Source organism: Chitinophaga sp. G7 BAM 1005, from assembly GCF_057126945.1.
On record NZ_CP181478.1, the window covers coordinates 4,747,496 to 4,772,153 of the forward strand.

Sequence of the window (24,658 nt, forward strand, 5' to 3'; positions counted from 1 at the left end):
CCTCACCTGATATCAAATACTGTTAATACCGCAGCATGATCAGATGCCCACACATCATCTATCTCCGGCGCTGTTCTGATAATTTTGGAAGATACTGCTTTAATGCCCGGGCCTTTATAATAAATAAAATCTATCCGCGACGTTTGCAGGTGCCCGTAGATAGCGGCGAAAGTACCTCCCTGGTGCGTCACTTCGTTAGGCTGCAATTCCCGGTAACTATCGTGGTATCCCCGTTCCAGCATAAACCTGGAAGCCGGCAATAACACCGGACCATATCCATAGTGTAAAAATGCAGCCCGGGCGGTCCAGTCGAGATGACTCCCGGAATTAAAGTCACCGGCCAAAATCACCGGCAATGACGTATCTGTCGCCACAACAGGGTCAATATCCTGCTCCAGGTTTTTTCGTGCATCCGTTACCGCTAGTTCACTATCTTCCTTAACCCAGTCGTTAGTATTTAAACCCGGAATGGGATAAAAGTCGGTGTACTCATGTTTACTGGCATATCTCAGCCACCAGTTGCCTATCAGTACTTTGCGGTTACCAGGCAGCTGAACCACAGCCGTATTGGATTTGAAATTATCATTGGAGGGATGTTTCTCCAGCGGATACCTGCTGAACAACGCCAGGTTAGCGCCGGGTGCAGATGTTTGCAAATGGAATCCCAGCGTATCATTCAGGAACTGCTGCGTACCATAGGCTTCCTGCATACTGATAATATCTGCATTGGTCCGCAGCAATAATTCCTTTATACGGTTTGGGCCATTGTTGCCCACATGCACGCCACCATGCCAGATGTTCCACTGCAGCAGCTTTACCGTATACTGGCCGGTGACAGAAGAAGACACTACCGTTTTTATAATATTGGAGTGCGCGGCCTGCGGCGTATAGGCGACACCGTTTAATGCAAAGGAAGCAACATCTGCATACAAAGTGTCTCCTGCCATTGCTTCTTTCTTCACATCAAAAGTTACCAGGAAATAATTTACCCCGTCCTGTAAGGTATATCCATCTGCCGCAGGCAAAATTAATGGCATTCTTTTCTGCGGTATTTTTCCAGACCCGAACAATTCCTTCCTGGTAGCGGAACGCGGCGTTTTACCGGCATAATATACATGTACAGCCGCAATATCAGATAAGGTGGTATTACGCGATAGATCCAGCTGCAAAGCAGTTAACTTCAAAGGAGCATTACTACCGTTGGCGACTATACGCAATTTAAGTATCTGGTCGTTAGTGCTACCCTGATCAGCATCCCATTCGCTTTGCATGGTAACGGCGTTAAACAGCTGTTGTTTGCCGGTGGGCGTTTTAAACAAAGCGTTATCATTTTTCACCAACGTAGCCAGGGGTAATTTTCCTTTATAATTCTTCCGGGTATTCCTCATATGATATGCCTGGTGGCCTTTCCCAACCAGGTTAAGGCTTACATCGTCCTGCATATCATCAAAAGTATAATAGCCTTTCAATGCTTTGAAATCAGGATGACGGGAACTCAGTGGTTGATACATCCATTGGCGGATAACAGCGGGCGGCAACGCCACCGTCCATATCCTCATTTCATCTATGCAGCCGCCAAAAGTGCTGGAATCCATATCATTGGTGCCTATGGCGCCGGGCAAAATATCTATGGCGCCTTTTGCCCGGCCAACCTCCTGTCCATCGAGATACAGTTTGGTTTCCACCCCATTGCAGGTAGCGGCTACATGATGCCAGTTACTATCCAGTATGTCCGTTGCCGTTATACCTGCTTTTCCACTGTGCAGATGACCGTTCCGGATCATTAAAGGACGATTGTCAATATGAGGATATTCCGAATATTCGCCTCCGCCGATAATGACCTCCTTCGCCTTCCAAATGTTATCATTCCCTTTAATCCAGGCTTCCACCGTCCATTGTTTCCGGATGATATCCATGCCGATACATGGATTATTGTCGTTGCCATCCAGCAGGAGCGCCTGGTTGCCGGTTTGCGCCCGGGATACCAGCACACCGGCAATTATATATATGGCGGTCAGGCTCACCTTTTTCCAGTAATGGAAGCACAGGTTGATGTTCATTGTTGCTTTTTTATTGTTCACTTCTTCCACAAAATAAAAAACCGGTTTGAGATAAACCGGTTTTTTTATTTTTTCTTCGGAAGATATCAGAAGCGGTAAGTCACATTAAACCTGAAATTACGCCCGGCCTCTGTTTGCCAGGAATAGTACCCTGCCCAGTCTTCATAAGTACCGGAATAAAGGTATTTATCAAGAATATTATAGATATTGGCGGTTACCCTTACTTTACCTTTTTCCCAGAAAAGACTGCCATCCAACCGGAAGTAATCCGGTAAACCCGCTATGTTATCATGACCTGTCCAGGTCCAGCTGTCGCGGTCCTTCAAATAAGTAAAGCCTCCTGCAAACCCAAGCCCTTTTAACGCACCCTGTTCCAGCTTGTAACTTAGCCAGGCGTTCACGTTATGGGTGGCATAACCGGGAACACGGTCGCCTGGTTTCAGTTCTGGTATCGCTTTGGTAGCTTCGTCAATTTTGGAGTCGGTATAGGCGTAGTTGATCAGGAGATTTAATCCCGGCAGCAATTCTCCTTTCATATCGAATTCTATTCCCTGTGTTTTGGTTTGTCCCAGCACCACGGAAAATTGTTCGTTCTGCTGATTGTTGGGATCTGATCTCAACTCATCCTTCCGGATAATGCGATAAACAGCTAACGTAGTACTCCATTTACTGTCCATCCAGTCTTTTTTTAAGCCTATCTCCAGGTTGTTGCCTGTTTTCGGTTTGATCTGGCTGCTGTCTCTCAGGAAACCTGTTTGCGGAATAAACGATTGGTCATAAAGTGCATATGCCGATGTTTGTTTATCAATAGAAACGCTCAATCCCACGCGCGGTGTAAACTTCTTTGCATCGTAGGAAGGACCGCCTTCATTCTGCTTTACATAGGTATACCGGCCTGCGAGTGTTAACCGGATCCTGTTTTCCAGGAAGCCCAGTTCATCCTGTAAATACAATCCCGTGTAAGACTGGTCATTAATGCTTGGATTCCGTTGTTCAAGAGGTGTGCTCCAGTCCCAGACAGGATAGCCATTATTAGGAGGACCATAATTTGGATGATGCGAATCAAATTCTCCTCCAACAGAGTCGAGCAGGAAATACTGATTAAAGTCGGCCATGAAGTTTTTGGTACCCATGTCCAGTCCGCCGAGTATGCGATGGCGTATCTTACCGGTTTGTACGTCGCCGTTCACATAGGCTTGTCCGAATTTATACTGGCTTTTGGCATCCCAGCTGCCCATCCCACGGGTGATGGTGCCATCGGGGTTTACAGCATCCGGCCATATGTTGGCGCCGCGTTGCGCATAGTTAAAATAAGACAACTGTGCAGTGAGCTTCCATTGGTTGCTGATCTGGTGTTGTAAATTCACAAATGCGCTGTGATCGTCGATGTTTGTGGGGGTAAGGCCGGGGCTTACTAGGGTAAAGTCCCGTGGCAGCACCCCATACCCTTCTGTAGCAAAGGAATAGGCGCTTCCCGGATCAGACATCTTCACATGCTGGTAAGTATATTCTGCGGTGAGGGTAGTTTGATCACTGATCTTATAAGTGATCACCGGCGCCACGAGGTAGCGGTTATTGTATTCATAAGGACGGAAAGAATTTTTATTTTGTCCCATTACATTCAAACGGTACAGCAGCTTCCCGGTTTTCTCCAGTTTTCCGTCGAGATCCAGTGAAGCGCGGTACAGGTCGAAGCTACCGAGGGTAAAAGAAGCCTCTCCGTTAAACCCGGCGCCTGTTGGCTTTTTTGTAACCACGTTATAAATTCCGCTGGGTTCGCCGTTACTCATCATAAAGCCGGCCGGGCCTTTTACAAATTCAATGTGATCTACCATGCTCATGTCTTCACTGAGAGGGCCCCAGTCGGAAGTTACATTCACCCCGTTACGGAAAGCGCTGGCGCGGGATCCGCGGGTATTGATCCGGGTATACAGGTCGGCCCAGTGTTCCACGCGGGTAGCGCCGCTTACCAGTTTGTTCACACCGTCGGCCATTGTCAGCATTTGCTGATCGGCCAGCACCCGGGAGGTAATGATCTGCACATTCTGGGGAATTTCTTTCAGTGGCTCATTCAATCGCAGCGAAGAAGAAGGTATATCTGCTTTATAGCGGTTCTTTTTTTCGGTAACAGATACTTCCAGCAATTCGCCGGTGATTTGCACCAGGGTGAAATCCGCCACGGTGGTTCTTCCGCTGCGAACGTTTATTTTTCGCTCCTCCTGCCTCACGCCTACACCGGAAACACGCAGCAGGTAGCTGCCGGCAGGAACAGCAGATAACAGGAAACGTCCTTCCGCATCAGTAGTTGTTCCTTTATTCAATGCAGGAACCGCTACGGTAATAGCTTCTGCCGGGTTGCCTTCCCGGTTGAGGATAATCCCGGTTACTGCACCGGGGCCCTGTTTTTGCGCCTGCGCCATTAAGGATGTAAACAGGCAAAGTATAATGATCGCGGGGATGAAATGCTGGCGGACAATAGCTTTCATCATAGCCCCTATTGTGTAAAAAAGATTCATTGCAGTAGTTGTGTTTAAGCGACACAAAACTACTGGCATGGGAGGCTGCCAGGTTACGCAATTGGGAAAAATACTTACGCAATAAGGAAAAAGAAAGCAATAGCGTGGAACAGCCACGCTATTACCAGGCAACTATTTCGCCGCCTCAAGCAACGGCCGTGGGTCAAACACCACCTGGAACGACCGGATACGGCCTTCTTCCAGCTGATACCAGCCACAGCTCAATATGGGTTTGCCATCCATGATCACATCGTACCAGAGGCACACGTTGTTACCGTCGGCAAACACCTTCCTGATGTTATACTTCAACTTCATCCGTTCCATATCGGTAAAATAGGCATCAGCGCCGTGACGGGTTCCCAGCACGCCGGTAAACGTAAGATCGCCGGTTACACATTCGCGTGCCGTGGTAAAATCTTCTTCATTCAATAAATTAATGAAGCGTAGTACGGTTTCTGTTGACTGCGTTGTATTCATATACCCTGCTGTTAAATGATGTTAAATTAATGGTACAAAGATCCACAGATCCAACCACTTTAACCTGTGACGATCGTCACAAACAGTGTACCTATCTCCTGCCACGGATGCGGCTTAATGTTTCCCTGGCTACTCCGAGGTAGGAAGATAGCTGCGTAAGCGACACCCGCTGCAACAAACCGGGGTCATGCTCTTCCAGGAATTCGTAACGCTCCTGCGGGCTCATTAATTTAAACATGGTCGCATGCTTTTCCTGCTTTGCTGCAATCTGCTGAAGACATTTCCGGCCCAGTGCTTCTATGGCAGGGTCCAGCAGGGATACTTCGCGCAGCTTCTTTATATCAAACCGGATAGCGGTCAGCGGCTCCGATACCTGGATGGAGAAAGCCGACTTTTCGCCGGTGGCCAGGCTATTAATATTGGCAGCGATATCATTTTCAAAAAAAAAGGCCGTGTTAATATCCTGCCCGTCCTTGTTATAGAAGGCCCTGCAGTAGCCACTGCTCACAAAAAACAACGCATCACATACATTTCCTGCCTGCAAAAGGTATTCATCTTTGGAGAATACTAATGTTGTTAATGCCGGGGCAAGCGCCTGCCAGTTACCTGGTGTGAAGCTGGTGAGAGAATGGATGTACTTCAATAAATTTTCCATACCCAAACTTATAACAATCTAAAAAGAAAAGCGACTGTTTCCACAGCCGCTTTTCTTTTTATCAAGGAAGCATTACAGCAGTAATTCCCATTGGCTGTTATAAAGTTTTGTAACGGAAGTGATAATATGGGAAAGTACCACCTGTAACCTGGTTCTGGTAGATAGAGATGATCTCAAATGCTACCACAGTGGTACCGGATTTGAATAACAGCGTACGACCGCTAACAGGTGTAACGGTGTGTCCTGCACTCCAGTTGTAAATATACCAGCCCTTGCCGTTGGCGAGCGCCGATACTGCCGGAGGAATACCTGTACCTACTACGGTATTCATACCAATAGTATTGGCAACAGGCACTATAGCGGTAGTCCAGTCGGAGGCTACCACACTTGAAAATGCTTTGTCTACAAAACGCAGTTCGTCTGTGCCGCCGGCGGTAATATCACCTGTAGCGACGCCAGAGAATTTGATATTATAGCTGGCGGGGGTTCCGGCATCATTATCTGAAAAACGCCAGAAGAAAGTGCCATTGGCTGGCTGACCCGGATCGGTTGAATAAATTTGCTTGAAATTTTCAACGCGGTATACAGTACCGTTGCGGTATACTTTACCCTGGCCATTGTTATTGGTAATATCAACGTTGCCGCCATCAGGAACAACAACATCTGCCTGTACACCGCCATTCAGTGACTGCAGGCCGGGAGCGGCAACATCATTGTTTTTGGAGCAGGATGCGAGGAACATTGCACCTGTTCCCAACAACACCCATGATAATTTTGAAAGGTTTCTGGTTAATCTGGTCATTACGATAGGGTTTAAATTAATAATGATTAAAAAAGGAATACTGCTATAATAAGTTTATGATTAGTCAGTAATCGTGATCGTCACAGATCCGGTTACCTCCGCATAGTTTTTCCTGGTGTTCATCCAGTTCCAGAACGAGAAGAAATCGCTGGTACGAAGTTGTATCCCCATGCCTTTATCGTCAAAGCCACCTAATTCGTAGGTTCCTTTGGGGAAATCAGCCGGTACTTTGTAAGTGGCCGTTGTTTCTGTAAAACTTTCCAGCGTAAACGTACCAATCTCACGTTCAGACCAGTCGGCCTTATAACCGTATACCCTGGCATCTTTCATATCCACAAAGCTGGTTCCGGAGAAGGTAATATTGCCGTTCCGTTTTACGGTAATGGAGATGGTTAAAGGAGTGGCTTTAGGACGCCTGCTTTCAGGATAGATGATTCCCACTAATGCTTCCCCGGTGACAGCCGATACCTGGCCGCTGGTAAATTTCAGTTTATACGCACCTTCGCTGAAGCTGATATTTTCAGGAATAGTGACATCCACATAGTGAATATTATTTCTTACCTGGAATACTATACTCAATATTTCTTCTTTACCGGCTGTATTCACCAGGTAAGCTTTGGTACGGGCGGCATCTTCTATCAGGTATTTTACATCCCTGTTAGTGCTGATCGAGAAAGTGCTGCCTTTCGGCGCTGCGTAAGAAATATTTTCATTAAACTGGATACCGGGTTGATTAAGCACCAGCTTCAGGAAATAATCTTTGGTGACGCCACTTTGTGATTTAACAGTAAATTTTGTGCCTGTCGCCAGGTTTACCGGAGTACCGGAAGCGGGAATAACGGTGGCATTATCCGAAACGCGGATCACCGGGGATACTGTTGCGGGAAGTGCTGCATAGGCAGGCCAGTAAACCAGGATGCTGTCGCCATTTACAGCTGCGTTGATCAAACCAGTACCGTTGGTAGTTACAACGAAGTTTTCTATCTTATTATAGGGAGAGTGGGCATATTCTTTTTCCTTTTTGCAGGATGTTATCAGCGCTATGCCGGCAGTGAGTAATCCCCAATATATAAGTCTGGTAATACGGTTCATGTCGTTGATTAATTATTTCTTGTTGAGCAGATTAATACGGATTGGATTTTTTGTGGTGGCCACTTTCGCATAGGAATACACCCTGATCCGGTAGCCCCCTTCTGCCGGCAGCGTAGCAAGGATCGGGTCTGACTGTTCTTTATACCGTATAACGGTAAAGTCTAAACGTGTGAGATCGGTTGTATTGAACCTGCTGATGTTGAGCGGGCCGTATTCCTTGTTCTGTTCATCCACCAGCATCACCCTGATCATGTCCAGGTCAGCCGCAAAGCCGGCGCCGTCCAGTCCAAAGGAGAAAGAATCAAAATCAAGATTCATGTTAAGGGAATAGGTATTCAGATTGGCGGCATCCGTGCTTACTTCCTGCAGGGTGAGGTCCGGTTGTTGTACCTGGATGTGCAGCGTATAGGTTTTCACTTTCCCATCTTTCCCTTTCACATTGTATTTTATCTCACGTCCCCTGTGAAAGAGGTCCAGCAGATCCTCGATCATAGTACCGGAGACCGGTGTAACGGTGGCGCCGTCGCTCACTTTCATCTCAGGTTCCAAAGTAATCAGCTGCAGGTAAAATGGCAGGTAAACGGTGATGGAGCTGTCTTGCTGATTGATAGCGCCGTAAATAGGACTTCCCTGCACATTCACAATTTTGTATTCCAGCAACTGGTTGTCCGTTTCCGGCGTGAATGGAACTATTTCTGTTTTGGTACAGGCAGACAGCATAAAAAATACTGCCAGCAGTGTGTAGTAAAATTTCTTCATCTCAGTATTATTGAATGTCCAGGTTTTTGCTGCCGTCCATCTGGATGGCGTAACGGAAGGTCACATATCCGGGCTTATTGTCCCTGTTGGGATCCAGCGGATTATCTTTATAAATATTTTCGATGATCACTTTGGCGTAGTGTCCTTTAGTGGTTTTTACCACGATCACTCTTGGCATGGCATACACCACGTGTGCTTTTTTGGGGTTATCGGGAAAAAGACTGCCATAGAAATCGTAATACCCCCATCCGTCGAAATTATTCTGGAAATGATCCAGTCCGGCATCTCTTACCACCATTTGTTCGTCTGTAACGGGTACTGTTTTGACGGATTTGAATGCGGTTGTCCAGAGATCGCGGGCGATAGGCAGTATTTTTGGTTTGAAGTTGATGGTATCATAATACTGTGCATCGAATTTACGGTCGGTGATTACATAGAGTTTGGCGTTGCCAGGGCCACCATATCCCGGGGAGCCAACAGAAGCGCCGTTATTGGGATAGATGCTGCTGTTGTAGATACCATAAAAAACGATATCCCATTTATTGGTTTGCTTTAATGAAGCAGGGATTACTTTGTTTTCTTCCAGGCTGTAGTAGAGTGATTCTGCATTGCCGCCGGAAGTTGCACTGGTGTCGGCCACCAGGTTTACCACCTGGTAAACGCCCGTTTTTACTGAGCCGGGATCGCCGCCGCCAGGATCAACGGTGTCGTTATTGTCGCTCTTTGAGCAGGCTGCCATAGAGCAGGCAAATAATAGCATAGCAATAGCTGTTCGCCATGAAGGGTGCGAAATCATAATGATTGGAATTTCTGAAGATGATTACCTGTTTTTAAGATTCCGGCTACCGTCTGTTTGTACGAAATAGCGGAAGGTAAGGTAAGGCGCCGGCCAGAACAGATCTGTTACCACCGGCGGATTACCTTTATAGATATTGAGTAGCTCCAGCTTTGCAAAATTGCCGGTCGCCGTTTTCAAAACGAAAGTCCGGTTTCTAACTGGAACGCATATATGATTATTTAGTGAATAGAAAAACCATCCCAGGCCGTTGCCGTTATCCCAACCAACACCAGCCAGTCCCTGGCGCTGAAACACTTCATCGGAAGGCGCTGTGGTAATGTTATCAAATGACTGTTCCACAATTACCAGGTTGCCCATTCCGGGGCCTTTATAACCTGGTGTGCCGGCTATCTCACCATTATTAATCACCACAAAAGAGTTATACTCTTTGGAGAAGGCAATATCCCAATCTGCGTTCTGTAAATAGTTGGCAGAATCGGCCGCATTACGTATCACATGCGTTTGCTGGTTTTTGAAACTGAAGGTCATTGTATAAAAAGGACGCTTTTCTTTTCCATCCACTCCTTCTCCCATAGAGGCGGCGGTATCTGCAGGCAGGTCACGTATAGTAATGGCCGCATCTGCCGGTTGCACTGCATCATTGTCCTTGCCGGAGCAGGAAGCCATCAGCAGCGCAGCAGCAAATGACACGGACATCTTCCAAAAAAAATTCTTAAACAGCATAACAACAATTGATGACGCAAAGGTGAAGAATACCATTGACCATGACCGGAGAAAAAGCAACCACGAAAGGAAAAAACCGCGTCAGCAGTTATTTTCCGGATATGGTAAGTGATATTCCCGAATAGGCGTTTGACATAATCATGACAATGGTACTTTTGGTGTATCAAAACTAAATTGACTATGAACAAGCATTTTGTGGCTATCAATTACATACAATGTAACAGCGATTACGCCGAAAGATTTGAGCAACTGTTTTCCTCCAGGGCGCATGCCATTGATACCATGCCCGGTTTTATCAACATGCATGTATTACGGCCTGCCAAACCGGAAGATGATTACCTGATTGTGAGCTACTGGGAACATGAACAGGCATTTAAAGACTGGACTAAATCAGAAGCCTTTATCGCCGGCCACAGGCGCGGCTTTGAAGACCTGGCAAAAGCAAGGGCGGAAGGAAGACCCGCACCGATGCGCAGCGATTTCAAAATCTACCAGATAATCAGTGAATAATGGAAACAACATCCAGAAAACAAAAACTGATCAAATGGCTGAAACGCCTCGGCTTTTGGGGATTTATATTCTTTCTCCTGAAGGGCCTTTTCTGGCTGTATCTGATATATTGGGTTGCCAGGTAAGTCCGGCAATAAAAAAAGAAAAGGTAAGTCTGCGCGACTTACCTTTTCATTATACCCGGTGAAAATCCGAAATGCTTTTTGAAAGCCCTGGTGAAGTGGGCGGTATGTTTGTACCCGGAGAGATAAGCCACTTCCGACACACTCTTTCCTTCCGACAACAATTCTCTCGCATGTATCATTTTAATATTCTGCAGATAGCCGTATACGGTAGTGCCGAATACCTGTTTGAAATGACTTTTAAGATAAGCATCATTGGTGCCTACCTGGTGGGAAAGGTCAATCAGTGTACATGGACTGTTAATATTCTTCGTAATAATATCCCTTGCCAGGTACATTCTGTCTACATCCTCTTTTTTTAGTTTTCTGAGAGATGATTCCTTTGCGGAAATACCTGCCATTTGCTCATAATGGGTGAGCTGTATGGCCAGCAGCTCAATGGTTTTAGCTTTTATAAACAGCTGCATGTAACGCCCCTCCAGCGGACAATTCAGCATATCAAAAAGAATAGTGCTGATATTTGCCTGTAAGGGGAAGTTATTTTTACTGAGTGGAGCCGGCGCATTGTCTTTCACACTTTTCTGGAAAACATCAAACAGGGGATGTTCTTCCGGCATGAAGTTGAGTAATAGCTCAGGACTTACGCCCAGTTCAAAAATTTCCAATGGCTCTTCCGGCTCCCAGCGGAGCTGAATTTCCTGTTCAGGGAAAAACAAGTAGTTGTACTGCTGCCTCCCCATACTGGCCAGTACCGTTTTACCACTGTTTACATGATAACTTTTACTACCACTGAGTGTATAGCTCAATTGAAGAAAAGGCTGCTGATTGCTGAAAACTATACTGCCGCCCTTCTCAGATTTCAGGCTGTAGTAACCCAGGGTAATACCGTCGGGGCTGTACATTTCCTGGATAGTACCGATATGTCCGTGTTGACTTAGTGCACGCTTCCGCTGCCTGAGCGTTTCCTCTCCGAGGATGTTAAACGGGCAGGGATTGAATAGTTTGTTATGAGTATTGGCTGGTGCAGACAATGGGACTGTTATTAATTTCAGAATACAAGAACAAAGCAATATTAAACCATTGGTCATTCAAAGCATTTGCGCAAAGAGGAACTTATTTTACGAATACGGGAAGACCCTTTGTCATGCCATATCTGACAATTCACCTTTTCCGTTTATGGTAACTTTTTTTCCCTTGTGGATAGCCACGCCGGGAGGGCGCTTTCCGCAACTGGTAATATTTTCTCCATCTATGGCTGATGGAATATTGCATCTTGCCTGATCTTAAATGCGCCAGAGAACCAATGTGTACCAGATTCATTTTTCCCGCTTTCCTGCTGCTGGCAGGAAATACCTATGCTTCCGCTCCGGTTGCCGACACCGCTGGTTTACCAAAGGTGCAGCAATTGAACAGCATCGATGTACACGCCCACTACTACAAAAAAACGGATGATCTTATTGATATAAAGAAAATTGCAGCTCCTACCCTCGTCATAGACGCCAAAACCATTCAGCGAATGGGCAGCAGACGCCTGGATGAGGTATTACGTGAACAGGCTGGAATGGCAGTTGTGAGCGACCTCGGAGCCGGTAACCGGAGCATTGGTATCCAGATGCAGGGCTTCAGCTCGGCCTATGTGCTGATACTGCTCAATGGCTTACCGCTTTCCGGGCGCTTCAATGAAAACTTCGATATCAGCCGCATCAGTGTACAGCATATTGAACGCATCGAAATTATTAAAGGCGCTTCCAGCAGCCTCTATGGCAGTGAAGCATTGGGCGGGGTTATTAACATCATCACCCGGCAACATGTACACAAGCCGGAGGCGACCCTGTCTGCCCTGTATGGCACGTATAATACGGCAGATATCAGCGCGGCTGCGGAAACACCTTTTACACATAAAAAAGGATCCGTTCACTTATCGGCCGACCACTACCGGACAGATGGATTTAATGTCAATACCGACTATCTGAAAGATGGCCAAACGGCTCCGCCGTATCACAGCTTCAGTGGCCAAACCCGTGCATCCCTGCAATTAAATGACCGCAACACGTTACAGCTGAGTGCGAGAGCCGCTAACCGCAATTCCACCATGACGCGTTCTTATGGCACACAGCCCTTCCGCGATCAACTCCATGAAACGGATATAAACGCGGCGTTATCTTTACGTACTAACCTGAACGAATATACGCGTTTACTAACCCGGTATTATTTCACGCACTACGGCACCGACCAGGATGTACAGATCATAGAAACCGGAAAGTTATTGCAGGAAAACAGGTTCTCCCAGCAGATCCAACGCCTGGAAATACAGGGCAGCAGGTTATTCCGTGATGGTCGCCTGAGTCTGACAGGCGGTATGGGCGGAGAGTTGCTGCATATGCGCAACAACACGGTGGCCGGCACTCCCGATCAGCAAAACTACTTCGGGTATATGCAGGCCAACTTTAATCCCAACCGGAAATACGGACTGATAGCAGGCTTACGCTACGATGGTAACAGCCTGTATGGCGGTAAACTGAATCCGACTGCCGGCGTGGAATATACGCCATTCAAATGGTGGCAATTAAAAGGTTCCGTCGGACAAGGATTTAAAGCGCCTACCTATGCACAGTCTTACCAGGTGTTCACCAACATCACACAAGGCTACACCGTGGTGGGCGCCAACACTTTCAATACCGCTGTGGAAGACCTGAAGAAAGCAGGTTTGATACAGTCGGTATGGAGCAACGCCGCTTCCATTAAAGCACTGGAAGCGGAAACATCTGTATCATGGAACCTGAGCAGCAGGTTCACCATCAAAGAAGGCTATACGTTTTCAGTCAATGGCTTTTACAACAACATCCGGCACCTGATCAATACAGAACAGGTGGGTATTATGCGTAACGGCCAGCAACTGTTTTCCTATCTCAATCTCGGAAAAGCCTATACAACAGGTTTGGATGCATCGCTGGAACTAAGTCCGCTGCCAGGATTAAAGTTGACCGGTGGCTATCAGTACCTGGTGGCCAAAAGCCGTGATGTGGAGGACAGTATCCGTAATAGTGCAGGAGCATATAGTAAAGTGCGTTCCGATCATGGTATCCGTTCTGCAACTACCCGCGATTACTTCGGCCTGCCTAACAGAAGCAGGCATATGGCCACTATGCAGGTATATTACACGTTCCGGCCGTGGGCACTGCAAACTTCCCTCCGGGCCAGCTATCGCAGCAAATATGGCTTCCTGGATATCGACAATAACGGATACATCGACAACTATGACATATTTGTGAAGGGATATGCATTGTTATATCTCTCTATTCAAAAATCCCTGCTGAAAGAAAAACTGATGCTTAAATTTTCCATTGATAACATCAGTAATTATACCGACTACCTGATGCCGGCCCAACCCGGCAGGGTGATTATGGGAGGGGTTGGTTACAAATTCGGGACAAGAGAGAAATAACTTATCCGGACATCATATAACAGGTTCACTATTTCAGACTCCTGAGTATTTCTTCCAGTTTCAGTTCACCTTCCACGGTTTGAGCGCCATGCTCCATTGCTCCTTTCATAATGTTTGCTGTCTCCGGAGAAAATGCCAACGCTGCCCAGGCATCATTCTCCGCTTTAAAACCATCCATATTGCTTATGGGAGGTAGTATCTCTTTTGTTTTTTCTATTACACCTTCCGGCAAGGCTGCAATATTGCGAGCCAAACGGCCAACGAAGGCATCTATTTCAGCAGCCGGAATGGCACGATTGATCCAGCCATAACGTTCAGCGGTGGCGGCGTCGAACAAATCGGCCCCCAGGATAACTTCCAACGCACGGCCACGTGTCATTATTGATGAAAGGTATTGTGTTGCCCCTCCTCCGGGTATAATACCCATCAATGCTTCACATTGCGACAGCTTTCCCTTTTCCAGTGAGGCAAAGCTCATATCTGCAGCCGCCACAAATTCTGCACCGCCGCCACGGGCTATCGCTTTTAATTTTACAATGGTAACCTGTGGTTGTTTTCTGAGCATTTCGCCAACAGCCTGAAAGATATTCAGTCCTTCCGGTGCGACCTTTTGCAATTCTGTCAATACATCCTGTTCTTCCAGGATATTAATATCTACATGGGCGACGAAAAAATCAGGATTTGCACTGTCAAACACTATTACTTTAATATCTTTATCTAAGGACATGTCGTAGAGTAACTGTCGCAATTCTTTGATCATTTTGCCGCTTAATGCGTTTACCGGTGGATTGTCGAGTGTAATACCGGCTACACCGTTTTCAATGTTGAGATGCAGCAATTTGTAGTCTTTCCCCTTAAAGCCTGCGTTTATCATTATCATTTTCTAATTTTGTTGTTATTTAGTAAAAATAGGAGATTTACTTACCATTCTTTAACATGCTATAACCAATCATAGCACATGAGGAAAGAAGAGAATACAGGAAAGTTGTACGTATGTACAATTAAAGATCAGGAAGAAATCAAGTATGCCCAGGACGCCCTATATGTGTTAAATGGCAAATGGCGTATGCAAATCGTCATAGCCTTATACAACGGCCTGCATCGCTACCGGGAAATTGCCAGGAATATACCAGGTATTACGTTTGCTATGCTGTCGAAGGAATTACAGTTAATGGAACTTAACAACCTTGTGCAAAGGATTGAAGATCCGGATTTTCCCAAAACGGTAGAATACAGGCTGACAGCATATTGCGAGTCTTTGTATCCTATTGTGGAAAGTTTGGTGATATGGGGGAAACAACATCGTAAAGTGATCAGTTCCTGAACCTGATACGTCAAAGGTGAATGTATAAACTTGTCGCTTCTGTGCTATCATTTAATAGTAAGGAAGGCTAATTTCATTGCCTAAATACTATTTTATGGAGAATAAAAGAAAGCGATGTTTAAAATGGAATACAGCGGCTAAAACAGTTGCTGTACTTTTAATTGGGTTATTGGGATCATTGTCGATTCATGCCCAGACGCTTCCTCCACCCCGACCTAATCCGTCCGGGCCTGTACTTTCTGAATATGAACGGGAATACAATTACGGTTACGCGGAAGGTGAAAAATTTGCCGGCAGAAAGGACCGCGCGAATTTTGAATATTTCCTCAGAAGATATTATGAGGGAATAAGAATGTATCCGGAAAATGATGATTTCTACCGCGCAAGGTTCGAGGGTCTTACCTATGGCTGGATGGATAATCAGCCGGAGCCGGATTGGACGCTGTATAATAAATTCAAGGAGGCATTAGAGCGTGACCGGACTGACCCTTGAGTTGGAACGCGAAGAGGCTGCCGGTGGGCAGCCTCTTATTACAATTCATTTACCCTGTTTACAACCGTAATTACCATCCCATCATGATCTTCAACACCACCTTACCAATTCCAATATCTACTAGTTGTCTACTTTTAAAAAAATGTCTTCATTCATTTTGTTGTCAATTTTAATTGTATGCTAACCTCATTATCAAAACTCAACGCCAACCTAATCCGGGCGCCACATGCTCTAAAATAGAAGACAGTACATGCACATTGTAATCAACTCCTAATGTATTGGGTATTGTCAAAAGGATTGTATCTGCCTCTTGAATAGCTTCGTCCTCCGCTAACTCCTTTATGAGTTGATCCGGCTCCGCGGCATAGCTTCTTCCGAAAATGGCGCGTTTGTCCGGTTCAATCATCCCGATTTTATCGACCCGGTTGGTTTCCTGCCCAAAGAAATAGCGATCCTGATCGTTTACCAATGCGAAAATAGACCGGCTTACAGAAACTCTCGGTTCACGCTTGTGTCCCGCTTTTTTCCAGGCCTCTTTGTACAACCTGATTTGCTCGGCTTGTTGTATGTGGAAAGGTTTGCCGCTTTCGTCGTACTTCAGGGTAGAACTTTGAAGATACATTCCGTTTTCAGCCGCCCAAACAGCAGTTGCATTAGAAGCGGCTCCCCACCAGATACGTTCCCGCAATCCTTCCGAATATGGCTCCAGACGCAGCAAGCCCGGTGGGTTCGGAAACATCGGGGACGGATTAGGCTGTGCAAATCCAACACCTTTTAACTTATCCAGGAATTCCAACGCTTTACGGCGCCCCATATCCGCATCGGTTTCACCTTTGGCCGGTTCATATCCAAAATAGCGCCACCCATCGATTACCTGTTCCGGTGAACCTCTGCTGATTCCCAATTGCAATCTCCCCTCCGAAATTAAATCCGCTGCTCCGGCATCTTCCACCATATACATTGGATTTTCATAACGCATATCAATTACACCCGTCCCAATCTCTATTTTGCTTGTTTTGGCGCCGATAGCCGAAAGTAAAGGAAATGGCGACCCTAACTGAGCTGCAAAATGATGCACACGAAAATAGGCGCCATCCAAACCAATCTCCTCGGCAGCAACAGCCAGATCAATTGATTGAAGCAAGGTGTCACTCGCAGTACGGGTCTTATAGGCAGGATGGTTAGACCAATGCCCAAACGATAAAAATCCTATCTTCTTCATAACTTCTTTTTCGTGCTGAAAAATAAACCTTTATTATCTATTTTTTGCACGCCTTTTCGGGAAGAGAAGAGTTTGGCGGAGCGCTTTTAGTTACTATTTCGTGATCATACCCGGGAGGATATACTTATCAATAATATAGATGGTAATTGGCTTCAGCTGATGGTCAAAAACCACCGGATGCTCTCCCCCATATGTATAGTATTCGAATTTGCCATTAATTTTAGAATACCAAACCTTTCCTATGGCCTGGTAGGTGATGGTGTCGGGCCTGGTTATCTTTCTGAAATTTTTCAACTTCATGGTATCTAACGCTATGACCCTCACATTGGGTATTTTCTGGTTACAGGCTACCGGCTCGTAATGATCTTCATGCCAATACATGCAGTTACCACCGGGGCCCGGCTTATCTTTCCACCACCACATGCTACCTGTTCCCAGTGCCAGCGATAATATAACCGCGGCCGCCAGTGTTTTCGTGGATCTCCCTCTTAATTTTTTCTGATTACTGGTTTCTACGGTTTTAACATCCGCGCCTTCCTTATTTAACGCAGGGACTCCATTTTCATCATCATCATCGCCGGAAACCGTTTTCCCCCTTTCCCAGGGCCTCCCAGCAAAATCAATCAGCCAGGCCAGGAGCTCGATATTCTTCTCATCTGTACTTTCTGTCTTCTCTTTCAGATAATTCACCAACGGCCGGAACTTATCTGTGTCGCATCGCTGCATAATAGCATAGCAGCTTCTCCCTTCATTCAAATCTCCACAGAAATCCCTGATAATCTTTTCGTCCCGCCTATTTACATCTTTTGTGCATTTCTTCACGCATTCCTCTTTGAGTTTCGCAGGGGTGAGGTACATCAGGCCGTGAGGTAGCGTATTGTTTACCTTCTTTCGTTCATACGCCCGCATGACGAGTTGCTGGTAGTCAGGATAATGTGTCGCCATAAGTAAAGTTATAGAACTGAATAATCGGAATTAGACCCGCATTCCCGGAATTACAAGCGGAATAGCAGGAATTACCGGAATTAATGGAATTGTTTGTAAATCAACCACTTACATCGACCTATCTTTGTTTTGCAATCGGGTAATGCTTCCTTAGCTAAGAGGCACTCTGTACAGAACCGATTCACTCCCGGGCAAAGAAAGCGGAAGCCGGTTACCGGCTTGGGAAGCGGTTATCAGCTTCCGTAATCCACGCCCACACTTCCCTAAAAAGCAAGAAGCGCTTCTTCACTGATTCTAAACTCCGCTGCCGGCTGCCCGGCAACCGGCAGCCTATTTCTCAAACATTCAAAAAAATAAAACTATGTTTCACATCATATTTAGTTTTTTCATGGCATTCTTATGCCCCAGCCATTCCAGTAACGATAATCATAATAATGGCGAACAGGTTACTACTTTGGATGATACCGGTGGCGAAACCGGAACAATTCCTCCAAGAAAACCCTGATATATAATCTACGTGAGGCAAGACGGTTCTTGCCTCACTTTTTTTGGTTACCTGTCAATTAATAATTCCTCAAAATTGAGAAATTCAATACTTTTAAGATAAATAATCCCTGGTGCGTCCCTCAAGTGTCATCCTACCCATACTCCTCGGAAGTCTTTTAGCCTGTACATCCAACCGGGAGTCCCCGCAACTGATTTCTGCCCCCACGCTGGAAAAAGGGGAATCATTCTTCAATAAAAATAACGACTCTGCCTTTTATTATTTTAATCTCGTTGCAACGGGTTCTACAGATAGTTTGGAAATTGCAATGGCTTATACTTATATGGGTATCATCCAGGCATATGAGGGAGACCATTATGGAGGGCAGGAAAGCCTCTTGAAATCCCTTACTTATCTCGATGAACACAAAAAAGAAGACCAGGAATGCCTCAGCTCAAATTACCATGAGTTGGGCAATATCTGTCTTAATCTTAAAAACTATGAAGCAGCTGTCGACTACTATCGCAAGGCGCTCAAATATATAAAACACCCGAAGGCCGAGGCCATTGCCTTAAACAGTATAGCCCTTACTTACCAGAAGAAAGGCGATTATGATCAGGCTATCGATTTATACAGATCTCTGCTGGTTAAGAGCAGGGACAAGAAAAAAGAATATGCCCGGATACTTTCCAACTATGCCAAAACTAAATGGTTGAAAGATTCCGCTTATCCCGCCGGGCCTGAGCTGCAACAAGCACTGCAAATCCGAAAGGATTCAAATGACATCAGGGGACTCAATGCCAGTTACGCGCATTTATCGGACTATTATTCGCTCTCCCTGCCTGATTCGGCGCTTCATTATGCGGTGAGAAGGTACGAAATCGCCAGGGAAATGAATAGCCCGGACGACGAAGTCGAAGCACTTTCAAAACTTATTACACTTAGCCCCACCCATCTGTTGAAACCTTATTTTGTCCGCTACCAATACCTGACGGACAGTATCCAAACGGCAAAGAATACTGCCAAGAACCAATTCGCATTAATCCGGTACGAAGCCGCGAAAAATAAAGCCGACAATCTTCAGCTGCAAAAAGATAATGCACAAAAGAAAACCCAGCTGGTGGTACAGCGGTTCATACTGGCGCTAACCATCCTGTTCTTCATTACCGCCGGAGTTATTATAATCCTTCGGTACCGCAGGCGCCGGCAACAGATAGAATTTGCATCCCGGCAGGCGATACAGGAACATCAGCTTAAAACCTCCCAGAAAGTGCATGACGTGGTAGCAAATGGCTTGTACCGCATCATGACAGACCTTGAGTATAAAGCATCTATAGACAAGGAGGAGCTGATAGATAAGATTGAGGTACTGTATGAGCGATCCCGCGATATCTCGTACGAAAACCCCACTGTCTCAAATGTTCCATTTCACGTTAAAATCGACGATTTGCTGGAATCCTTTGGGGCTGACCATATCAAGATCCTGATCTTCGGCAACGGCCCTATGCTCTGGAGCCGGATCAGTGCGCAAATCCAGCATGAAGTTGAACATATTCTCCAGGAGTTGATGATTAATATGAAAAAACATAGCCAGGCTAATTCGGTAATGATAAAGTTCGAATGTCAAAACGGCCAGGTTCAAATTTATTATACCGATGATGGCATCGGTATCTCCCCGCAAGTTAAGCATGGGAACGGACTGCAAAATACGGGAAACCGTATTAAAAGCATTGGCGGACAATATACATTTGAACATCCTGTTAAAGGATTAAAAATTCACATTTCCTTTCCAATAGCTCAGTCCTCATGATTACAAAGGTACTTATTGCTGAAGATCACGAAACCGTCAATATTTCTGTGCAGAAAACACTGGAAGATCTCGCAGTCATGGATATAGCACACGCCTATTATTGCGATGATGCGTTGTATAAGATAACACAGGCTGTTAAGGCTGGCAGCTCATTCGATCTCCTGATTACAGATTTGTATTTCCAACCAGATGGTTATAAGCAGGTATTATCTGGCGGTATGGATCTGATTGTCGCTGCCAGGGAAGTACAGCCCGATCTGAATATCCTGGTCTTCTCGCTGGAAAACAGGCAGGCTGTTATCGACCAACTTTACAACAAGTATGACATAGACGGCTTTGTTCTCAAAGCCAGGAACGATGTCCGGTCGCTTAAAGAAGCCATCAATGAAATAGCCCAACACCGGCGTTTTTATCCGCATCATATCAGGCAGTTGAACAACAAAAAGAACGCCTACTCATTTTCAGAATTTGATATCACGATCATAACGCTGCTTGCACAGGGAATGCTGCAGAAAGACATACCTGCGCACCTTCAACGTAACGGGATAAAACCATCCGGTCTAAGTAGCGTAGAAAAAAAACTCAACCAGATGAAAGACGCACTTGGCTTTACTAAAAATGAGCAACTGGTGGCTCACTGCAAGGATTTAGGCGCTATATAAGCATCTTAAAAAAAATCCAAAAGAAAATACCGGATTACGGTTTCCCATAAAAAAAGGAGGTTGATGAAATATACTTTTGTTTCATAAATTAAAATTAATACCATGAAACAGAAGTATTATGTAAACAACAACGCCCAGCCCGAAGGCGATCACGAGGTTCACGTCCCTACCTGTCCTTACTTTTCTATGATGTTTAGCCGGACTTATTTGGGAGAATTTGAAACTTGCCAGGAAGCCGTTCGTGAAGCAAAGAAACGCTATCAAAAGTCGAATGGCTGTTTTGAGTGTTCCAGACCCTGCCATACAAGTTAAACAGTAACGCCAGTTCCTTTGTAACCCCCTCCTGAATCAATTGAGCCATGAAACTCCTATATGTATGGCTACTTACCAGCTATAGTTACTGCAACCAAACAACGGTGTATGTCTGCGACAGCAAAAATGCTACAAAGTATCATTATACACAGAATTGCCGTGGGCTAAGTAATTGTAAGCATCGAATCATCAGCATGTCCCTTGAAAAAGCAACGGCAACCAGAACCCTTTGTAAGTGGGAGCAATAAATTGGCTGCGACCAGAACTATATTTCAATAAACTCCAACCTGTACTATTATGACAACTCCAAACGATGCGCCCTATAAATACCTGCAGTTTAAGAGAGATCAGTTTTATCGCAGATATATCCAGGAAGATATTACTGCAAAATCTCCTCCTGCAAAACCCCAGGAACAGGACCTCCTGAACGTTAAATCTCATGGCAGTTATGGCGCACTGCTATTTCACCCTCACTGGAAGGCAAAACGAAAAGAAATGCTGCACCGCGACATGCATCGTTGTGTGCATTGCCGCAGCGATAAAGACTTGCAGGTGCATCACCGGCAATACCACTTTATTGCAAACGAGCAAAAATTCCGCCTTCCCTGGGATTACCCCGGCCATTTACTCATCACGCTCTGCGAATCCTGTCATAACAAAGGGCATAATAAATATAAAGTGCCGACAATCACTATTTAATAAAACATATGAGCTTATTCAATATTTTCAACCGGCAACGCCAAAATGGGCATGCCCACACTATGGCAATTGAAAACACAACACCCGATATTCCGGAAACTACCTTCATTGAGAAGGACGCCCCGGAGAAAGAACAGCCTGACGGGAAAACTGGTACGCCACTCAATGGTGGGATACATCTTCTATACGACTTCCTCGACAAGAACCATGAATCCAGAGGGTATAATGATGCATTGATAAATCCGGATACAACCCATCTGGACCAAAATGTGATCGCGTTGAAGAATGACCTGGAAAGATCTATCCGGAAGGTAAAAACATTCTACGAAGACTTTATCCGGCAAATCAATTTCCACATCTCCAGCAGAAGCAGAAGTGGAATGATAGATACGGTGGAAGAGCTTACCGTTAAAAAGGAAATTGCCGAGGGGCATATCAAACAGGTCAAAGAAATTGAAGAGCAGGCAAAGATCAACGAAGGTGTCGGGCATGGCATCATTATCAGCTATACACGCGGATTCAGGAATGGTCTTGCGGCAATTTCCAGTCACATTATTCTGAATAAAAACTTCTAAAACCGAGCGTTATGAAACATCTCTGGATCCGTTTCGGCTGCTTCATGACCGGATACAACTACAGCATCCTGCGAAACTGCAGCGAAGCCGCTTTTAAATCCGTGAAGAAGTATACCGCAGCCATGCTGATCGTTTGCATACTGTGGTTTTTTATTGGTTTTACTTTTGCGCATCGCTATCTGTCGCTTGGCCTGCCGGGTTGCATGCTGGCAGGAATGCTCTCAATCGTAATCATTGTACAGGTAGAAAAACAGATTGTCTTGTCCATTAATCCGGGCTGGATACTACGATTCTTTAGATTCTGCCTGGCTCTAATTATGTCTATCCTGGGCGCGGTGATCATCGATCAGATATTGTTCGAAAAAGATATTGAGACCGAAAAGATTTCCTATGTCTCAGAAAAAGTAGACAGATTATTACCCTCGAAAACGGAAGAATTAAGAAAGCAGATTGCTGCCCTGGACACAACGATTAGTAAAAAAGAACAGGAGAGAGATACTTACGTGGAGGATATCAGTAAACATCCAACCACAACTGCCATAACTACAACGACGGCAACAAAAAGAATGCCTGTGCAAACAGTAACATCTTCCGGGAAAGATACCACTATCTGGAAAACGACAAGTGATCGTACTGTTGGAACAGTGCTGGTATCAAATCCGAAAATAGCATTGCTGACGCCCCTTGACTCTACCATTGGCGCTATGCGGCAACAAAGAGCCCTGAAGGAAAACGATTTGCTCCACATCAAGCCTGCGCTTGAAGAGAAAATGAAAGCGAATACAGGATTCCTGGATGAGTTAACGATCATGCAACGGATGTTATCTGCATCTTATGTTGCATTGGCTTTCTGGTTGCTGTGGGTCCTGTTTTTCCTGTTTATAGAGATGCTGGTACTATTCAGTAAAATGGGCGACAGGTCTAATGATTATGAAAAGGTTGTACTGCACCACATGAACTTACAGATGCGACGGCTCGATGCCCTTGGAAAAGGATTTGAAGGATAAAATTTCTGACAACATCAATATCGAAAAAAAATTCCTATGGATTTTAAAGATGAAATTAAACTCTTCGGCGACAAAGTCGAAAAGCTTAAAAACCAGATTCAAACAGAAGAAGCTACCAAGAATGCTTTTATTATGCCCTTCATTAAAGTGCTGGGCTACGATGTATTTGACCCGTTTGAAGTAATGCCGGAATTCATTGCGGATATCGGGATCAAGAAAGGCGAAAAAGTCGATTATGCGATCCTGAAAGAAGGCAAGCCTTCTATACTCATTGAATGTAAGCATTGGGGAGAAAGCCTGGATCCGCACAACTCCCAGCTTTTCCGGTATTTCCATACCACAGCCGCTAAATTCGGTCTATTGTCCAACGGAATAATTTACCGGTTTTATACTGATCTTGCGGAGCAGAATAAAATGGATGAAAAGCCATTCTTTGAATTTAATGTTACGGATATAAAAGACAACCAGGTCGAAGAATTAAAGAAATTTCACAAGTCCTATTTCAATATAGAAAACATTCAAACTACCGCGAGCGATCTGAAATATATGAATGAGCTCAAAACGTTGATAAATGTTGAGTTTCAAAATCCCTCCGAAGGGTTAATTAAACTCTTTTCCAAACAGATATACAGGGGAATGTTAACTTCAAAAGTTGTTGAGCAATTCGGTGCGCTAACTAAGAAGTCAATACAACAATACATCAATGATCTGATAACTGAAAGGCTTAAATCCGCGCTGAAAAAGGAAAATGATACGGAGCAATCTGATCCTGAAAAGGAATTAGTAACAACAAATACCGAAGAAAAGGGTTCAGTGATTGAAACTACCGAGGAGGAAAAGGAAGGCTATATGATTGTAAAAACAATTCTCCGCCAAAAGATAAAGCCTGCCAGAATAGCATATCGGGATGCGCAATCCTATTTCGCAATACTACTGGATGACAATAATCGAAAAACGATATGTAGATTGTATTTTAATGGTTCACGAAAATACATAGGCACTTTCGATGAACAAAAAAAGGAAACGAAGACAGAGATTTTAACTGTCGATGACATCTTTAAATTCGAAGAGATACTTCATAAGACGGTTGATTGGTATGATTCAGAAAAAGTTCAGGCATAAACATGTGAGATCCTCTCTCAAATCGAAAACACCTATCACAGGA

Annotated in this window: 23 protein-coding genes; 10 read left to right on the forward strand and 13 right to left on the reverse strand. The window is 45.1% G+C overall.

What is annotated here, in order from left to right; translation table 11 throughout:
• Positions 1–2 precede the first annotated feature (2 nt).
• The 9 genes from ACMXI2_RS18895 to ACMXI2_RS18935 form a co-directional block, all read right to left on the reverse strand.
• Entirely contained in the window at positions 3–2,060 is a 2,058-nt protein-coding gene (locus tag ACMXI2_RS18895) for an endonuclease/exonuclease/phosphatase family protein (protein WP_483777636.1), read from the reverse strand.
• Between the two features lie 86 nt (positions 2,061–2,146).
• Complete coding sequence (locus ACMXI2_RS18900) at positions 2,147–4,549, reverse strand: TonB-dependent siderophore receptor (protein WP_483777637.1); 2,403 nt, start codon at positions 4,547–4,549, stop codon at positions 2,147–2,149.
• Between the two features lie 159 nt (positions 4,550–4,708).
• Positions 4,709–5,053, reverse strand: a complete 345-nt coding sequence (locus ACMXI2_RS18905) for a nuclear transport factor 2 family protein (RefSeq protein ID WP_483777638.1) — start codon at positions 5,051–5,053, stop codon at positions 4,709–4,711.
• 91 nt (positions 5,054–5,144) lie between these two features.
• Positions 5,145–5,708: a Crp/Fnr family transcriptional regulator gene (locus tag ACMXI2_RS18910; protein WP_483777639.1), complete on the reverse strand. Its 564-nt coding sequence runs from the start codon at positions 5,706–5,708 to the stop codon at positions 5,145–5,147.
• 97 nt (positions 5,709–5,805) lie between these two features.
• Positions 5,806–6,510: a hypothetical protein gene (locus tag ACMXI2_RS18915; RefSeq protein WP_483777640.1), complete on the reverse strand. Its 705-nt coding sequence runs from the start codon at positions 6,508–6,510 to the stop codon at positions 5,806–5,808.
• Positions 6,511–6,570: 60 nt separating this feature from the next.
• Complete coding sequence (locus ACMXI2_RS18920; protein ID WP_483777641.1) at positions 6,571–7,602, reverse strand: hypothetical protein; 1,032 nt, start codon at positions 7,600–7,602, stop codon at positions 6,571–6,573.
• Between the two features lie 12 nt (positions 7,603–7,614).
• Entirely contained in the window at positions 7,615–8,361 is a 747-nt protein-coding gene (locus tag ACMXI2_RS18925) for a hypothetical protein (protein ID WP_483777642.1), read from the reverse strand.
• Between the two features lie 7 nt (positions 8,362–8,368).
• Positions 8,369–9,100: an HmuY family protein gene (locus tag ACMXI2_RS18930; protein ID WP_483777643.1), complete on the reverse strand. Its 732-nt coding sequence runs from the start codon at positions 9,098–9,100 to the stop codon at positions 8,369–8,371.
• A gap of 81 nt (positions 9,101–9,181) precedes the next feature.
• Positions 9,182–9,856, reverse strand: coding sequence for an HmuY family protein (locus tag ACMXI2_RS18935; protein ID WP_483777644.1), 675 nt, complete (start codon positions 9,854–9,856; stop codon positions 9,182–9,184).
• A 207-nt stretch (positions 9,857–10,063) separates the two neighbouring features.
• On the opposite strand from ACMXI2_RS18935, the gene ACMXI2_RS18940 reads away from it, so the two are divergent.
• A complete protein-coding gene (locus ACMXI2_RS18940; protein WP_483777645.1) occupies positions 10,064–10,393 on the forward strand; it encodes an antibiotic biosynthesis monooxygenase family protein in 330 nt (109 codons plus the stop codon).
• A 163-nt stretch (positions 10,394–10,556) separates the two neighbouring features.
• On the opposite strand, the gene ACMXI2_RS18945 is transcribed toward ACMXI2_RS18940, so the two are convergent.
• A complete protein-coding gene (locus ACMXI2_RS18945) occupies positions 10,557–11,546 on the reverse strand; it encodes a helix-turn-helix transcriptional regulator (RefSeq protein WP_483777646.1) in 990 nt (329 codons plus the stop codon).
• A gap of 272 nt (positions 11,547–11,818) precedes the next feature.
• Here ACMXI2_RS18945 and ACMXI2_RS18950 point away from each other — a divergent pair, with 272 nt between their 5' ends.
• The gene (locus ACMXI2_RS18950; RefSeq protein WP_483777647.1) at positions 11,819–13,960 is read left to right on the forward strand and encodes a TonB-dependent receptor plug domain-containing protein; all 2,142 of its coding nucleotides are present in this window, start codon (positions 11,819–11,821) and stop codon (positions 13,958–13,960) included.
• 28 nt (positions 13,961–13,988) lie between these two features.
• Here the strand turns inward: ACMXI2_RS18950 and ACMXI2_RS18955 are convergent, their stop codons facing one another.
• Positions 13,989–14,840: an enoyl-CoA hydratase/isomerase family protein gene (locus tag ACMXI2_RS18955; protein WP_483777648.1), complete on the reverse strand. Its 852-nt coding sequence runs from the start codon at positions 14,838–14,840 to the stop codon at positions 13,989–13,991.
• A gap of 78 nt (positions 14,841–14,918) precedes the next feature.
• On the opposite strand from ACMXI2_RS18955, the gene ACMXI2_RS18960 reads away from it, so the two are divergent.
• A complete protein-coding gene (locus ACMXI2_RS18960) occupies positions 14,919–15,284 on the forward strand; it encodes a winged helix-turn-helix transcriptional regulator (RefSeq protein ID WP_483777649.1) in 366 nt (121 codons plus the stop codon).
• A gap of 94 nt (positions 15,285–15,378) precedes the next feature.
• Complete coding sequence (locus ACMXI2_RS18965; protein WP_483777650.1) at positions 15,379–15,777, forward strand: hypothetical protein; 399 nt, start codon at positions 15,379–15,381, stop codon at positions 15,775–15,777.
• Positions 15,778–15,976: 199 nt separating this feature from the next.
• Here ACMXI2_RS18965 and ACMXI2_RS18970 read toward each other — a convergent pair whose 3' ends face one another.
• The gene (locus ACMXI2_RS18970) at positions 15,977–16,999 is read right to left on the reverse strand and encodes an LLM class flavin-dependent oxidoreductase (RefSeq protein WP_483777651.1); all 1,023 of its coding nucleotides are present in this window, start codon (positions 16,997–16,999) and stop codon (positions 15,977–15,979) included.
• A 93-nt stretch (positions 17,000–17,092) separates the two neighbouring features.
• A complete protein-coding gene (locus ACMXI2_RS18975) occupies positions 17,093–17,944 on the reverse strand; it encodes a hypothetical protein (protein WP_483777652.1) in 852 nt (283 codons plus the stop codon).
• Between the two features lie 617 nt (positions 17,945–18,561).
• Between ACMXI2_RS18975 and ACMXI2_RS18980 the strand changes: the two genes are divergently transcribed.
• The 6 genes from ACMXI2_RS18980 (at position 18,562) to ACMXI2_RS19005 (ending at position 24,615) form a co-directional block, all read left to right on the forward strand.
• Positions 18,562–20,238 carry a tetratricopeptide repeat protein gene (locus ACMXI2_RS18980; RefSeq protein WP_483777653.1) on the forward strand — a complete coding sequence of 559 codons (1,677 nt, stop codon included), beginning with the start codon at positions 18,562–18,564 and terminating at the stop codon, positions 20,236–20,238.
• A complete protein-coding gene (locus ACMXI2_RS18985; RefSeq protein WP_483777654.1) occupies positions 20,235–20,900 on the forward strand; it encodes a response regulator transcription factor in 666 nt (221 codons plus the stop codon). Before ACMXI2_RS18980 ends, ACMXI2_RS18985 begins: the two co-directional genes overlap by 4 nt.
• A 609-nt stretch (positions 20,901–21,509) precedes the next feature.
• On the forward strand, positions 21,510–21,911 hold the full coding sequence (locus tag ACMXI2_RS18990; protein WP_483777655.1) for an HNH endonuclease: 402 nt from the start codon (positions 21,510–21,512) through the stop codon (positions 21,909–21,911).
• Between the two features lie 62 nt (positions 21,912–21,973).
• Positions 21,974–22,486, forward strand: coding sequence for a hypothetical protein (locus tag ACMXI2_RS18995; protein ID WP_483777656.1), 513 nt, complete (start codon positions 21,974–21,976; stop codon positions 22,484–22,486).
• An 11-nt stretch (positions 22,487–22,497) separates the two neighbouring features.
• Positions 22,498–23,493: a DUF4407 domain-containing protein gene (locus ACMXI2_RS19000; RefSeq protein WP_483777657.1), complete on the forward strand. Its 996-nt coding sequence runs from the start codon at positions 22,498–22,500 to the stop codon at positions 23,491–23,493.
• 36 nt (positions 23,494–23,529) lie between these two features.
• The gene (locus ACMXI2_RS19005; RefSeq protein ID WP_483777658.1) at positions 23,530–24,615 is read left to right on the forward strand and encodes a type I restriction endonuclease; all 1,086 of its coding nucleotides are present in this window, start codon (positions 23,530–23,532) and stop codon (positions 24,613–24,615) included.
• Positions 24,616–24,658: the final 43 nt, after the last annotated feature.

What these genes read in the sequence shown, in the direction of transcription:
- ACMXI2_RS18895 (WP_483777636.1), bottom strand. Translation starts at nt 2,060, where the DNA reads ATGAACATCAACCTGTGCTTCCATTACTGGAAAAAGGTGAGCCTGACC.
- ACMXI2_RS18900 (WP_483777637.1), bottom strand. Translation starts at nt 4,549, where the DNA reads ATGATGAAAGCTATTGTCCGCCAGCATTTCATCCCCGCGATCATTATA.
- ACMXI2_RS18905 (WP_483777638.1), bottom strand. Translation starts at nt 5,053, where the DNA reads ATGAATACAACGCAGTCAACAGAAACCGTACTACGCTTCATTAATTTA.
- ACMXI2_RS18910 (WP_483777639.1), bottom strand. Translation starts at nt 5,708, where the DNA reads ATGGAAAATTTATTGAAGTACATCCATTCTCTCACCAGCTTCACACCA.
- ACMXI2_RS18915 (WP_483777640.1), bottom strand. Translation starts at nt 6,510, where the DNA reads ATGACCAGATTAACCAGAAACCTTTCAAAATTATCATGGGTGTTGTTG.
- ACMXI2_RS18920 (WP_483777641.1), bottom strand. Translation starts at nt 7,602, where the DNA reads ATGAACCGTATTACCAGACTTATATATTGGGGATTACTCACTGCCGGC.
- ACMXI2_RS18925 (WP_483777642.1), bottom strand. Translation starts at nt 8,361, where the DNA reads ATGAAGAAATTTTACTACACACTGCTGGCAGTATTTTTTATGCTGTCT.
- ACMXI2_RS18930 (WP_483777643.1), bottom strand. Translation starts at nt 9,100, where the DNA reads ATGGCAGCCTGCTCAAAGAGCGACAATAACGACACCGTTGATCCTGGC.
- ACMXI2_RS18935 (WP_483777644.1), bottom strand. Translation starts at nt 9,856, where the DNA reads ATGTCCGTGTCATTTGCTGCTGCGCTGCTGATGGCTTCCTGCTCCGGC.
- ACMXI2_RS18940 (WP_483777645.1), top strand. Translation starts at nt 10,064, where the DNA reads ATGAACAAGCATTTTGTGGCTATCAATTACATACAATGTAACAGCGAT.
- ACMXI2_RS18950 (WP_483777647.1), top strand. Translation starts at nt 11,819, where the DNA reads ATGTGTACCAGATTCATTTTTCCCGCTTTCCTGCTGCTGGCAGGAAAT.
- ACMXI2_RS18955 (WP_483777648.1), bottom strand. Translation starts at nt 14,840, where the DNA reads ATGATAATGATAAACGCAGGCTTTAAGGGGAAAGACTACAAATTGCTG.
- ACMXI2_RS18960 (WP_483777649.1), top strand. Translation starts at nt 14,919, where the DNA reads ATGAGGAAAGAAGAGAATACAGGAAAGTTGTACGTATGTACAATTAAA.
- ACMXI2_RS18965 (WP_483777650.1), top strand. Translation starts at nt 15,379, where the DNA reads ATGGAGAATAAAAGAAAGCGATGTTTAAAATGGAATACAGCGGCTAAA.
- ACMXI2_RS18970 (WP_483777651.1), bottom strand. Translation starts at nt 16,999, where the DNA reads ATGAAGAAGATAGGATTTTTATCGTTTGGGCATTGGTCTAACCATCCT.
- ACMXI2_RS18975 (WP_483777652.1), bottom strand. Translation starts at nt 17,944, where the DNA reads ATGGCGACACATTATCCTGACTACCAGCAACTCGTCATGCGGGCGTAT.
- ACMXI2_RS18985 (WP_483777654.1), top strand. Translation starts at nt 20,235, where the DNA reads ATGATTACAAAGGTACTTATTGCTGAAGATCACGAAACCGTCAATATT.
- ACMXI2_RS18990 (WP_483777655.1), top strand. Translation starts at nt 21,510, where the DNA reads ATGACAACTCCAAACGATGCGCCCTATAAATACCTGCAGTTTAAGAGA.
- ACMXI2_RS18995 (WP_483777656.1), top strand. Translation starts at nt 21,974, where the DNA reads ATGGCAATTGAAAACACAACACCCGATATTCCGGAAACTACCTTCATT.
- ACMXI2_RS19000 (WP_483777657.1), top strand. Translation starts at nt 22,498, where the DNA reads ATGAAACATCTCTGGATCCGTTTCGGCTGCTTCATGACCGGATACAAC.
- ACMXI2_RS19005 (WP_483777658.1), top strand. Translation starts at nt 23,530, where the DNA reads ATGGATTTTAAAGATGAAATTAAACTCTTCGGCGACAAAGTCGAAAAG.